The organism is Conexibacter sp. JCM 18997 (genome assembly GCF_055391915.1).
Genome location: NZ_AP043885.1, coordinates 4,220,367 through 4,233,114 on the forward strand (window position 1 = coordinate 4,220,367; position 12,748 = coordinate 4,233,114).

The 12,748-nt window shown below is 73.9% G+C and carries 11 protein-coding genes; 4 read left to right on the forward strand and 7 right to left on the reverse strand.

Annotated elements, in window-relative coordinates; translation table 11 throughout:
* Nucleotides 1-3 precede the first annotated feature (3 nt).
* Complete coding sequence (locus tag ACZ5UI_RS21300) at nt 4-867, reverse strand: alpha/beta fold hydrolase (RefSeq protein WP_464190773.1); 864 nt, start codon at nt 865-867, stop codon at nt 4-6.
* On the reverse strand, nt 864-2,837 hold the full coding sequence (locus tag ACZ5UI_RS21305; protein ID WP_464190775.1) for an FAD-dependent oxidoreductase: 1,974 nt from the start codon (nt 2,835-2,837) through the stop codon (nt 864-866). The genes ACZ5UI_RS21300 and ACZ5UI_RS21305 overlap by 4 nt, the downstream gene beginning before the upstream one ends.
* A 45-nt stretch (nt 2,838-2,882) precedes the next feature.
* Between ACZ5UI_RS21305 and ACZ5UI_RS21310 the strand changes: the two genes are divergently transcribed.
* Nucleotides 2,883-4,268, forward strand: coding sequence for an adenosine deaminase family protein (locus ACZ5UI_RS21310; RefSeq protein ID WP_464190777.1), 1,386 nt, complete (start codon nt 2,883-2,885; stop codon nt 4,266-4,268).
* Here ACZ5UI_RS21310 and ACZ5UI_RS21315 read toward each other — a convergent pair.
* From ACZ5UI_RS21315 to ACZ5UI_RS21325, 3 genes are read right to left on the reverse strand one after another with little or no spacing between them, the layout of a single operon-like run.
* On the reverse strand, nt 4,265-5,662 hold the full coding sequence (locus ACZ5UI_RS21315; protein WP_464190779.1) for a calcium-binding protein: 1,398 nt from the start codon (nt 5,660-5,662) through the stop codon (nt 4,265-4,267). The two genes, ACZ5UI_RS21310 and ACZ5UI_RS21315, sit on opposite strands and share 4 nt — an antisense overlap.
* Before the next feature lie 54 nt (nt 5,663-5,716).
* Nucleotides 5,717-7,138, reverse strand: coding sequence for a calcium-binding protein (locus ACZ5UI_RS21320; protein WP_464190781.1), 1,422 nt, complete (start codon nt 7,136-7,138; stop codon nt 5,717-5,719).
* 40 nt (nt 7,139-7,178) lie between these two features.
* Nucleotides 7,179-8,477, reverse strand: a complete 1,299-nt coding sequence (locus ACZ5UI_RS21325; protein WP_464190783.1) for a hypothetical protein — start codon at nt 8,475-8,477, stop codon at nt 7,179-7,181.
* An 87-nt stretch (nt 8,478-8,564) separates the two neighbouring features.
* Here ACZ5UI_RS21325 and ACZ5UI_RS21330 point away from each other — a divergent pair, with 87 nt between their 5' ends.
* The gene (locus ACZ5UI_RS21330) at nt 8,565-9,464 is read left to right on the forward strand and encodes an SDR family oxidoreductase (protein WP_464190785.1); all 900 of its coding nucleotides are present in this window, start codon (nt 8,565-8,567) and stop codon (nt 9,462-9,464) included.
* Here the strand turns inward: ACZ5UI_RS21330 and ACZ5UI_RS21335 are convergent.
* Nucleotides 9,461-9,817 (reverse strand): fluoride efflux transporter FluC, encoded by a 357-nt coding sequence (locus tag ACZ5UI_RS21335; RefSeq protein WP_464190787.1) that lies wholly within the window; start codon nt 9,815-9,817, stop codon nt 9,461-9,463. The two genes, ACZ5UI_RS21330 and ACZ5UI_RS21335, sit on opposite strands and share 4 nt — an antisense overlap.
* On the reverse strand, nt 9,814-10,161 hold the full coding sequence (locus tag ACZ5UI_RS21340) for a CrcB family protein (protein WP_464190789.1): 348 nt from the start codon (nt 10,159-10,161) through the stop codon (nt 9,814-9,816). Before ACZ5UI_RS21340 ends, ACZ5UI_RS21335 begins: the two co-directional genes overlap by 4 nt.
* 47 nt (nt 10,162-10,208) lie before the next feature.
* On the opposite strand from ACZ5UI_RS21340, the gene tkt reads away from it, so the two are divergent.
* On the forward strand, nt 10,209-12,275 hold the full coding sequence (tkt, locus tag ACZ5UI_RS21345) for a transketolase (protein ID WP_464190791.1): 2,067 nt from the start codon (nt 10,209-10,211) through the stop codon (nt 12,273-12,275).
* Nucleotides 12,276-12,288: 13 nt separating this feature from the next.
* The gene (locus ACZ5UI_RS21350) at nt 12,289-12,747 is read left to right on the forward strand and encodes an NUDIX hydrolase (RefSeq protein ID WP_464190793.1); all 459 of its coding nucleotides are present in this window, start codon (nt 12,289-12,291) and stop codon (nt 12,745-12,747) included.
* Nucleotide 12,748 lies beyond the last annotated feature (1 nt).

Here is a 12,748-nt window from a genome sequence, read left to right on the forward strand (position 1 = left end):
AATCTAGCGGGCGCCGCTGCGCTTGGTGGCCGTTTGGCGTCGCCTCGGGGCGCGCTTGGGCTTCCAGCAATCGTCCAGGAACCCGCCGATCTCGGCGGTCAGGCGCTCCGGGGCGACGCGCAGCTCGAGGATCGTGCTGGCCTCCACGAGCCGCGCGTTGGGCAGCTCGGAGGCGAGCATCCCGGCGTCGGAGAACGGATGCACCGGATCGCGGTGGTGTCCGATCACCAGCGCGGGAGCGGTGATCCCGCGCCGGACCGAGCGGTGGGGCGCGACCGCGCCGAAGAACAGCCCCTGCAGCACGGCGCCGCTGGGCCTGGGCTCCTGGCGCACTGCGTCGAGCAGGATGTCGGCCACCCACGGCACCGCGCGGTGGGGGATCGCCCGAGCGGCGCGCGCCCACATGCGCATCAGCGGCTCGCCGATCGTCGTGGCGATCAGCAGCGGGGAGAAGGCGACCGCGCAGGCCACGAGCGCGTTGTCGAGCACCGGCATCTCGACGACCATGCCGCGCACGCGCTCCGGCGCCGTCGAGGCCACGCACAGCGCCACGTTGGCGCCCAGCGACGTGCCGCCGATCACCGCCTCGTCGACCTCCAGCTCGTCCAGCAGCCCGACGACCTGGTCGGCGAACTGCTCCATCGAGTAGCGCCACATGTCCGGCGGCCGGTCCGAGCGGCCGTGGCCGAGCAGGTCCAGCGTGATCACCCGGTGGCCGTCGGCGGCCAGCGACGCGGCCAGGCGCTCGTGCATGCGCTGCGACATCAGCAGCCCGTGCATGAGGACGCACACGCGCGCGCCCTCGCCGTGATCGGTGTAGGCGATCCGGTGGCCGGCGTGGGTGAAGGTGCGGGTGGTCCCGGTCACGAGGCCGCGATCGCCGTCGCGGTCCGCCGCGCGAGCGCCATCACCGTGCCCATCGGGTTCGTGCCGGTCGCGGTCGGGAAGGCCGACGCGTCGCCGATCCACACGCCCGGCGTGTCGTGCAGCTCGCCCCACGGGTTGGCCACCGAGGTGGCTGGGTCCGAGCCCATCCGCGCGCTGCCCATCTGGTGCAGGGCGAACAGCGGGTGCTCGTACGGCGTCAGCGGCCCGTTGGCCACGCGCGCGGCGTAGGCCTCGATGTCCTCGTCCGAGTCGCGCCGCCAGCGCATCGGCTTGCGGTGGAAGGACAGGATCTCCTCGGCCCCCGCCGCGTCGTGCAGGCGCACGAGCTCGGCCAGGCCGGCCCGGAAGTGGCGCAGGTCGAGCTCGTCGACCAGGTCGTAGTGGTGCACCGCGTTCCCGGCCCCGTCGATCGTCACGCGCCCGTGGCCGCGGTCACGGATGAGCAGCACCAGCGCCGACGTGTTGCGCCCGCGGCCCATGTCGTCCTTGTGCTGGCGCCCGCTCTCCCAGGGCACGGCGGTGCCGGTCAGGCCGGGGGAAGCGTGGGAGGTCTCCACCAGGAACCCGTAGCCGTCCTCGAGGTTGGCCCAGTGCGCCGACAGCGCCGACTGCGGTGCGCCCCACCAGGAGCGCTGCGGCCCGTCGTAGAACGCGCCCAGCACGGTCGCCGGGTGCAGGCGCAGGTAGTCGCCGGCCGCCGGTCCGCCGATGCCCGAGCGCAGCAGCAGCGCCGGCGTCTCCAGCGCGCCGGCCGCGCAGACCACGACGGGCGCGCGCACCACGACGCGGGTCTGGCTGCCGTCCGCGCCGGTGGCCACGCCCTCGACCCCCACCGCACGGCCGCCCTCGACGAGCACGCGCTCGACCCGGCAGCCCGCGACGATCCGCGCGCCCCGGTCGGAGGCGTCCTGCAGGTAGGTCTTCATCGTTCCCTGCTTGGCGCCCGACTGGTCGCCGAAGCCGAGGAACCCGGCCGTGTCGGCGCGGTAGGCGGCCGGGTCGGCATTGCGGACGATCGGTTGCCAGTCGACCTCGCGCGCCTGGCAGCCGTCGACCAGGCGCTGGTTGGGGCCGTTGCGGTCGCTGCAGTCGGCGTTGGCGCCGGTCCGGGCGAAGACGGCGTCCAGGTGGGCGTCGTAGTCGGCGCCCGCCAGCCCCTCCAGGCCGAACTCGGTCTCCCACTGCTCGCGCACCCAGGGCGTGGTGCGCAGCATGTTCGTCCAGTTGACCGTCGTGCCGCCGCCCAGGTTGGACCCGGCCATCAGCGCGATCGAGCCGCTGGCGGTCTGGGTGACGCCGCCGCCCCGGTACAGGTGCTCGTAGGCCCACAGCTCGAGCTGGTTGAAGTCGGCCTCGTTGTAGTAGCCGCCGGCCTCGAGCACGACGACCTCGCGCCCGGCGCCCGACAGCTCGCCGGCGATCACGCCGCCGCCGGCGCCCGAGCCGACGATCACCGCGTCGGCGGTCAGCTCGAGCACGTCGCCGCTGGGCACGGTCAGCGCGATCCGCTTGGGCGCCTGCTCGGGCGTGGGCGGCGCCGACACCGGACCGGGGTAGCCGATCGCCTCCCAGTTGGGGTTGCGCCCCTGCTCGTCGGGGAGGCCGTAGAACAGTAGGAAGGTCAGCCCGCGCAGGCCCGACAGCCCGGCCAGCGCGCCCGGATCGGCGTCCATGAAGCCGTGCAGGACCGCCTCGCGCGCCTCCTGGGGCAGGTCGGCGAGACCCTGCGCGGCCAGCGCGTCCAGCAGCCCGCGCAGCCCGTCGAGCTGCTCCTCGGGCAGCGTCGCCCCGAGCTGGTGCTCGACCAGGTCGGGGATGGCCAGCTGCGACGCGCTGCGCCCGTAGAAGCCGCTGGGATCGTCATCGACCGCCAGCGGCGGCGCGAACGTGTCGCATACCGCGGCAAGCGTTGCTCGCTGGATCTCCGACAGCACGACGCTGATCGCCATGGGTCTCCTCTCCGTTTCCGACCGCCCATCGGCGATGCTACGCAGATGCGTCGGTTCGCGCTCCTGCTGCTCCTGGTCCTGGCGCCCGCCACCTCCGCGTGGGGCTCCGAGCAGGGCGCGGCCCGCTACCTCGCCTCGGTCCGGGCCGATCCCACGGCCCTGCGCGCCTTCCTGTGGGACATGCCCAAGGGCGGGGACCTGCACAACCACCTGTCGGGCGCGGTGTACGCCGAGTCGCTCGTGCGCTGGGGTGCCCAGGCCGGCGTGTGCATCGACGCCACGTACACGGCGCGCTCGGGCCCGTGCACCGACGGGCTGCGCTCGCTGAGCGACGCGATCACCGACAACGTCCTCTACAACGACGTCCTGAAGGCCTGGTCGATGAAGGGCTTCCGCGACGGGGTCGAGTCGGGGCACGACCACTTCTTCGCCACGTTCGATCGCTTCTCGGCGGCGGGCAGCGGCCGCACCGGCGACATGCTGGCCGAGGTCGCCGCGCGCGCGGCGGCCCAGAACGAGCAGTACCTGGAGACGCTGGTCACGCCGAGCTTCGGCGACACGATGCGCGTGCTGAACGCGGTCCAGCCGACCGACGACCTGGCGCTCATGCGCCAGCGGCTGCTCGACGCCGGCCTGCGCGGGATCGTCCCGCAGATCCAGGCGGACACCGACGGCTGGTTCGCCCGCCAGCGCGTGGTGCTCGGGTGCGCCACCGCCACGCCCGATCCGGCCTGCGACCTGCCCGTGCGCCTGCAGTTCCAGGGCCTGCGCGCGCAGCCGCTGGCCTTCGTGTTCACGCAGATGGTGCTGGCCTTCGAGCTGATGAAGACCGATCCGCGCTGGGTGGCCTTCAACCTGGTCCAGCCCGAGGACGGCCCGGTGGCGCTGGCCGACTACGAGCGCCAGATGCAGATGCTGCAGTTCCTGCGTCCGCTGTACCCAGGTGAGCACGTGACGCTGCACGCCGGCGAGCTCGTGCGCGGCATCGCCCCGCCCGCCGATCTGCGCTTCCACGTGCGCGACGCGGTGGTGGTGGCCGGAGCGGAGCGGATCGGCCACGGCGTCGACATCACGCTCGAGCGCGATCCGGCCCAGCTGCTGCGGGTGATGGCCCGCCGCCACGTGCTGGTCGAGTCGCCGCTGGTCTCCAACTGCCAGATCCTGGAGGTGTGCGGGCGCCAGCACCCGATCCGCCAGTACGTCGACGCGGGCGTCCCGGTCGCGCTGGCCACCGACGACGAGGGCGTCTCGCGCAGCGACATGACCGAGCAGTACGAGCAGGCGGCGACCGCCAACGGCTTCGGCTACCGCGCCCTGAAGCGCTTCGCCCAGGACTCGCTGCGCTACAGCTTCCTGTCCGACGGCGACAAGGCGCTCGCGCTGCGCACGCAGCGCGCGGCCTTCGCGCGGTTCGAAGCGCGTTACCCCTAGCGGGAGCGCCGCGCGGGCAGGATCTGCAGGGTCGCCTCGGCGCTGTCGCTGCGCCCGTCCGCGGTGCGCGCCGCGGCGGTCACCACGTAGCGCCCGGCCGGGAACTCCTGGCGTCCGCCGAGCAGGACGACGAGGCTGATGTTCTTCTCGCCCGCCCCGACGCGGCGGCGGATCACGCCCTTGCGGCCGATCCGCTTGCCGTTGCGGACCTGGGCGTAGGTGATCGTCAGGTCGGCGGTGTCGCTGAGCGTGACCAGCCCGCGCGGGATCATGTCCAGCGGCGCGCGCACGCGCTTGAGGTCCAGGGCGAAGCCGATCTGCAGGGGCGCGGGCGGTGCGGCGGGCGCCTTGGTCACCGCGGGCACGTACGGCGCGGTCGCGGCGACCGGTGCGGGCGTCGCCGCCACGGGCGCCTCGGCGGGCTTGGCCGCCGCGGCCACGGCGCTTCCGCCGCCGCCCCCGCCGCCCCCGCCCCCGCCCCCGCCCCCGCTGGCGATGGCCACGGGGCAGGTGCTGGTCGTGCCGGGGTAGACGGGCGACAGGCACACGTCGTACAGGCTCTCGCAGGCGGTCAGGACGTCGGCAGGATCGGCCAGGTAGTAGTCGGTCGCGTCGCCGCAGTCGAGCGTGTCGGCCGTCGCCGCCATCGCGGTCGCCGGGGCGGTGTCGGCGTCGCGGGCCAGGACGTAGTCGCTGTCCAGGCCGCCCTGGAGGACGTCGACGCCGCCGCGCGAGAGCAGCGCGTCGATCCCGGCGCCACCGATCAGCGTGTCGTTCTCGACGTCGCTGCCGGTCGGCTGGTTGTCGTAGATCGTGTCGTTGCCGCCACCGCCGTCGAGCGTGTCGCTGCCGGTGCCGCCGGTGATCAGCTCGACGCCCGGGCCGCCGACGACAGCGTCCACGCCGGCGCCGGCCGAGATCGTGTTGGTCGTGCCGCCGCGGACGGTCAGCGTGTCGTTGCCGTTGTTGCCGATCAGCATGCCGCTGTCGATCGCGGCGATGTCGTTGCCGTTGCCCATGTCCACCCACACCGACGCCGCGGTCCACCCGGTCGCGGTCTGCAGGTCGGCGGTGTCGTCGCCGCCGCTCAGGGCCACGGTCAGGTTGAGCGTCGTCGCGCTGTCCACCGGGCAGTCGATCTCGTGCAGCGTCACGTCGCGGGTGCACACGCCGCCGGTGACGACGGGCGTGGTGAACAGCGCCGACTCGTCGCGGATCACGACCGTGCCGCCGGTGGTGCTCAGCCGCAGGTCGTTGCGCTCGCTGGTGCCGGAGATGGCCAGCGTCAGCGTGTTGGCGCCGTAGGCGGCGTTGACCGACGCGGCATGGGCGGCGCTCGCACCGGCGGCGAGCAGGATCAGGGTGGTGATGAGGATGGAGGTGGCGCGGAACATCGACCCGAAGATCGACGCGCGGCCCGCGACCTTGACAGCGGTTGGACGAGTCGCTCAGCGCCGGGGGGCCAGCATGCGCAGCACGGCGCTGCGCGCGGCGCTGCGGCCGTCGGCGGTGCGCGCGGCGACCGTGACCCAGTACCGGCCGGGCACGAACTTCTGGCGGCCCCCGAGCAGGACGGACAGGCTGATGTTCTTCTCGCCCGCGCCCAGGCGCCGGGTGATCGCCCCACCGAGGCCGACGCGGCGGCCCCGCACCTCGCGGGCCAGCGTGACCGTGACGTCGGCGGTGGCCGACAGCGTGACCAGCGCCCGTGGGAGGTAGTGCAGCGGCGGGCGCAGCCGCGTCGTGTCGAGGGCGACCCGCAGCGCCAGCGCGGGGGGCGCGACCACCGGCGTCGCGATGGGCGGCGCGACCGGCGTGGCCACCGGGACCGGCGCGGCGATCACCGGCGCCGGGGCCGGCCCGGTGACCGGGAGCTTGACCGGGGCGCCGCCGCCACCGCCGAGGCCGCCGCTCGGGTTGGCGACGCTGACCGGGCAGGGCCCGAACGGCTGCACCCACGGGAAGGTCGTCAGCCCGGTGCAGCTCGTCGGGACGCTCTCACAGCCGGTGACCGTGTCGCTGGCGTCCAGCAGGGCGGCGTCGCTGTCGGCTCCGCAGTCGACGACGTCGGCCGTCGCCTGATCCGGCGATCCGGGCGCGGTGACCGCGTCGTTGGCGTAGATCAGGTCGGCGCCCGACCCGCCGAGGACCTGGTCGACGCCGCCGCGCGCGTAGATGCCGTCCCCGCCCGGCCCGCCGTCCAGCTGGTCGTCGCCGTCGTCGCTGGTGGACGCGGGCGTGCCGTCGTACAGCGAGTCGGCTCCGTCGCCGCCGTGGATCTGGTCGTCGCCGGCGCCGCCGATCAGCAGGTCGCCGAAGGCCGAGCCGGTCAGCACGTCCGCGCCGTCGCCGCCGTCCAGGCGGCCCGCGCCGCTGCTGGTCAACGTGTCGTCGCCCGGCCCGCCGCGGACCTCGCCGCCGCTGTCGGTGTCGATCGTGTCGTCGCCGCTGCCGCCGTCCACCGTGAGGATCGAGCTCGGGTACGTCTGGCCGGCGCCCGGGCGCAGCATCGCCGTGTCGTCCTGGTCGCCCAGCGTCACGGTCACCCAGGCGGTGGCGCCCCGCAGCGGGCAGCGGACGACGTGCTGGTCGCTGGGGTCGCTGCCCCGCGTGCACGGCTCGACGGGCCAGGTCGGGATGGCCAGCGTGGCGGACGGATCACGGAAGACGAGGAACTCGTTGCCGACCCCGTCGCGCGCGATCGTCAGCTGGTTGGCCTCGCCGGCGCCGGCGGCGTAGCTGACGTAGATCGTGTAGCCCGACAGCGTCGAGTAGGGCCCCGGGGACCAGCTGGTCGCCGAAACCGAGGCGCCGGATGCGGGCGCGGCGAGCGCGAGGGCGATCCCGAGCGTTGCGACGAGCATGCGCATGCAGGGGCGGCACCATAGCGACGCCCACGCGGCGCTCGGGTCACGATCTTGTGGCGCGCCTCGCCGGCAGGAACCGCAGCAGCGCCCGCGAGGTCACGGTGCGCCCGGCGGCGGTCGCGCTGAGCGTGATCCAGTAGCGGCCGGCCGTGAAGTGGCGGCGCCCGCCGAGCAGGCCGCTGAGGCTGATGTTGCGGTCGGTCCCGGCCCCGAGCGTGCGGCTCACCTTGCCGGTCAGCGCCACCCGCCGCTTGCCCTTCTGGCGGGCCAGCGTGATCGTCAGCGCGGCGGTCTGGTTGAGGCTGACCAGCGCGCGCGGGACGCGGCGCAGCGGCAGCCGGATGCGCGACTGGTCCAGGCGCAGCCGGGCGACCAGCGCGGGCACCGCCGCGGGGGCGGCCGGCTCCGCCGGATCGGCCGGCGGCGCGGGGTCGGCCACCGGCTCGGGATCACCGGGGCAGCGCGCGTCGGCGTCGGTCCAGGGCGGCGCGCCGATCTCCACGCAGCGCACGTAGACGCCCTCGCAGCCGCTGATCGCGTCGACCGCGTCGGCGCGCACCGCGTCGTCCCCGCCGCCGCAGTCGATCGCGTCGGCCAGCGCCTCGGCCGCCGATCCCGGCGCGCTGTCGGCGTCGCGGGCGAAGACGCGGTCGTCGCCCTCGCCGCCGCGCACGCCGTCCACGCCGCCGCGCGAGTAGATGCCGTCGTTGCCCGGGCCGCCGTCGAGCGTGTCGTTGGCGTCGTCGGAGGGTGCGTCGGGCGCGTTGTCGTACAGCGAGTCCGAGCCGCCGCCGCCGTCCAGCGCGTCGCCGCCGGGACCGCCGACGATCAGGTCGGACCCGGTGCCGCCGCGCAGCACGTCGGTGCCCGGACCGCCGGTCAGAAGGTTGTTGTCGCCCAGCCGCGCCGTGATCGTGTCGTCGCCGGCGTCCCCGCTGACCTGCCCGGTGTCGATCGCCAGCGTGTCGCTGCCGTCGCCGCCGTCCAGCACGCCCACGGACTGGTCGCCGCCGTGCAGGTCGGCGACGTCGTTGCCGTCGCCCAGGTGGGCGGTCAGGGCCAGGCGCGTGCCCAGCAGCGGACAGCGGACCACGTGCGGGTCGGTCTGGATGCACTGCCCCGGGCCGGTCGGGGCGACGATCGTCGCGCCGTCGTCCTCGATCAGCACCGTCGCGGCGTCGCGGGTCATCCACAGCACGTTCTGCTCGCCGGGCGCCGCGTCGTAGGCGACCTGTGTCCCACCCGGCGCCGGCTCGGCGTAGCCCCGCCAGGTGACCGTCCCGGCCGCGGCCGATTGGGCACTGACCCCGAGCGCCACCAGCGCCACCAGCAGGATGCGCATGGCGCCAATCTAGGCCAGGCCCGAGCAGGCCGCGCCACCCGTCCGTAAGATGACGCACCTGTCACGTTCGAGAGAGGGGTCGTCCCGATGGCCAAGCAACCGAAGATCCTGACCGGCCAGGTGGCCGCCATCACCGGCGGCGCGCGCGGCATCGGCCGGGCCACGGCCGACGCCCTCCTGCGGCAGGGCATGCGCGTGGCGATCGGCGACCTCGACGTCGAGACCGCCCAGCAGACCGCGCAGGAGCTCGGCCGGGGCGCCGTCGCCTTCGAGCTCAACGTCACCGACCGCGCATCGGTGGAGGCGTTCGCCGACGCCGTCGAGGAGGCCCTCGGGCCGATCGACGTGTTCATCAACAACGCCGGGATCATGACCCTGTCGCCGCTGCTGGAGGAGGACGACGACGCCGCCCGGCGGATGATCGACATCAACCTCCACGGCGTCCTGTTCGGGATGAAGGCCGTGCTGCCGCGGATGGTCCAGCGCAACCGCGGGCACCTGATCAACGTCGCCTCCCAGGCCGGCAAGTTCGGCTTCGCCGGCGGCGCCACCTACTGCGCCTCGAAGTTCGCCGTCGTCGGCCTGACCGAGTCGATGAAGTCCGAGCTGCGCCTGATGGGCGCCGACGGCGTCGTGCTCAGCTGCGTGATGCCGGCCATCGTCCAGACCGAGCTGGGCGGCGGGCTGGCCAACCCCCTGGGCCAGAAGGAGCTGACGCCCGCAGACGTGGCCGAGGGCATCCTCGAGGCGCTGCACAGCGAGCGCTACGACGTGTGGGTGCCCCGCCAGAACGCGGGCGTCTACGCGGTCACCGGGGTCCTCCCGCGCCGCGGTCGCGAGGTGATCGGCCGGGCGATGAAGGCCGACCGGCCGCTGTGGAACGCGGACCTGGCCAGCCGCCGCGAGTACGAGCTGCGCGCCGCCCGCTCCGAGCCCCAGCTCGACGCCGCCCCGGTCGCCCCCGAGCTGGTGGCCGGCGAGGACTAACCCAGCGCCGCGCCCAGCGCGACGGCGCCGAAGCCCAGGAACAGGCTGACGAACACGTTGGCCAGGGCCCACGGTGCGCCCTGCTCGCGGGCGATCTGATCGCTCTGGACCATCCACGTCGAGAAGGTCGTGTAGCCGCCCAGGAAGCCCGTGGCCACGATCATCCGCGCGTCGCCGTGCAGGCCTGCGCCGGTCAGCACGCCGATCACCAGCGCCCCGCTCAGGTTGACGGCCAGGATCGCCACCGGCGCGTTGGTCAGCAGCGTGCGCTCGCAGGCGATCAGGATGCCCCAGCGGGCGACCGCGCCCAGGCCGCCGGCCAGCGCCATCGCCGCCCACACGAGCAGCGTCATCGCGCCACCCGCCGGCCGGCCACGGCGGCGGCCAGGCCCAGGGCGAGCGACACCGCGGCGTACGCGACGGCCCGCCCCGCCTGCCCGTCGTCGACCATCCGGTACAGCTCCAGCTGCAGCGCCGAGAACGTGGTCAGCGCCCCGCAGAAGCCCGCCCCGACGAACTGGCGGCGCAGCCGGTGGCCGGTCAGGGCGATCGTCGACCAGCCCAGGAGCGCCGCGCCCACGAGGTTGACCAGGAGCGTCGCCCAGGGCCACGCCGGACCCCCGACCGGGAGCGCCTCGTCGACCCCGGCGCGGGTCAACGTGCCCAGGATCCCGCCCAGGAACACGACGGCGGCCATGTGAAGATCCGGTCGCCATCTGGCCATGCGGGGTAGTGTGACGAGCAATGAGCACGGTCGAAGACACCCCCCACGCGGTCGACCTCGATCGCCTCTCCATCGACACGATCCGCACGCTTTCCATGGACGGCGTGCAGAAGGCCAACAGCGGTCACCCGGGTCTGCCGATGGGGTTCGCCGCGGTCGGCTACCTGCTGTTCACGGAGTACATCCGGCAGAACCCGACCGACCCGTCGTGGCCCGATCGCGACCGCTTCGTCCTGAGCGCCGGCCACGGGTCGATGCTGCTCTACAGCCTGCTGCACCTGTCGGGCTTCGACGTGACGATGGACGACCTGAAGTCCTTCCGCCAGTGGGGCTCGCGCACCCCGGGCCACCCCGAGCGCGACAAGGTCCACGTCACCCCCGGCGTCGAGATCACCACCGGCCCGCTCGGACAGGGCTTCGCCAACGGCGTCGGCATGGCCATCGCTGAGCGCTTCCTGCGCGGCAAGTTCGGCGCCGAGGTCCAGGACCACCGCACCTTCGTGATCTGCTCCGACGGCGACCTGCAGGAGGGCATCGCCTCCGAGGCCGCCTCGCTGGCCGGGCACCTGAAGCTCGGCCGGATGGTCTACCTGTACGACAACAACCACATCCAGCTGGACGGGCCCACGCGCGAGTCCTACACCGAGGATCCGGTCAAGCGCTTCGAGGCCTACGGCTGGCACACGCTGAAGGTCGACGACGCCAACGACCTCGACGCGGTGCGCGCGGCGATCGACGCCGGCATCGCCGAGGAGGACCGCCCGACGCTCATCTCGGTGCGCTCGATCATCGGCTGGCCCTCGCCCAACAAGCAGGGCTCGCAGAAGGCCCACGGCTCCCCGCTGGGCGCCGACGAGATCCGCCTGACCAAGGAGGTCATGGGCTGGGATCCCGACAAGTCCTTCTTCGTGCCCGACGGCGTGTACGACCACTTCTCCCAGGTCGAGAAGGGCACCCAGCTGCAGGCCGCCTGGCAGGAGCGCTTCGACGCCTGGGCCGAGGCCCACTCCGGGCTGGCCGAGGAGTGGGAGGCCGCCTGGTCCTCCCCCGCCAAGCCGATGCCCGGCCTGGGTGAGGCGCTGCCCAAGTGGGAGGTGGGCGACGACGCCATCGCCACCCGCTCGGCCGGCCAGAAGGTGATGGCCGCCTTCGAGCGGTTCACCCCGACGATGCTCGGCGGCGCCGCCGACCTGTCGGAGTCCACGAAGACCGAGTTCCCGGCCTCCAAGACGTTCACCGACGAGGATCCGGGCCGCAACATCAAGTTCGGCGTGCGCGAGCACGGCATGGGCGGCGCGGTCAACGGCATGGCCGCCCACGGCGGCATCCTGCGCCCGTACGGCTCGACCTTCGGGCAGTTCTCCGACTACATGCGCGGCTCGGTCCGCCTGAGCGCGCTCATGGACCTCGAGGTCGCGTGGGTCTACACGCACGACTCGATCGGCCTGGGCGAGGACGGCCCGACCCACCAGCCGGTCGAGCACTTCGCCGCGCTGCGCGCCATCCCGGGGATGAACTTCTACCGGCCCGGCGACGCCAACGAGACCGCCTACGCGTGGCGTTTCGTGCTCGAGTCCCTGGAGGGCCCGGCCGCGTTCATGCTCTCGCGCCAGAACCTGCCGATCCTCGAGGGCGTCACCTACGAGGGCGTGTCCAAGGGCGGCTACGTGCTGCAGGCGGCCGAGGGCGAGGCGCAGGTCGTGCTCGTCGGCACCGGCTCCGAGCTGCAGCTGTGCGTGGCCGCGCGCGAGGCGCTGGCCGCGGAGGGCATCGGCGCGACCGTCGTCTCGCTGCCCTGCTGGGAGCAGTTCGCCCTGCAGGACGCCGACTACCGCGAGAGCGTGCTGCCCACGGGCGTGCCGAGCCTGTCGGTCGAGGCCGGCGTGGCCATGGGCTGGGCCAAGTGGGTCGACGCGTCGGTCTCCCTGGAGCACTTCGGCGCCTCCGCGCCGGCCGAGACCCTGTTCAAGGAGTTCGGCTTCACGGCGGAGAACGTCGTCAAGCACGCCAAGGAGCTGATCGCCGGCACCTCGGTCCCGGGCGAGCAGCCCGGCGAGACGCTCCCGCCCGACACCCCGCAGGGCTAGGACCCCAGCCCGCATGCCGCCGCCCTTCAGCGCCGGCATCCTGCTCTACCGGACGCGCGAGGGCACCCGCGAGGTGCTGCTCGTGCATCCGGGCGGGCCGTACTGGTCCAAGCGCGACGAGGGCGCGTGGTCGCTGCCCAAGGGCGAGGTCGATCCCGGGGAGGATCCCTACGCGGCGGCCCGGCGCGAGTTCGCCGAGGAGCTGGGCGCGACCCCGCCCGACGGCGAGCCGCTCGCGCTGGGCGAGGTGCGGCTGAAGAGCCGCAAGCGCGTGGTGGCCTGGGCGTTGGAGGGCGACTTCGAGCCCGACCAGCTGGTGAGCATGACCTTCGAGCTGGAGTGGCCGCCGCGCTCGGGTCAGACGGCGACCTTCCCGGAGGTCGATCGTGCCGCCTGGTTCGACCTGGAGACCGCGCGCCGCAAGCTGCTGGAGGGCCAGCGGCCGCTGCTGGACCGGCTCGAAGCGGCCTGAG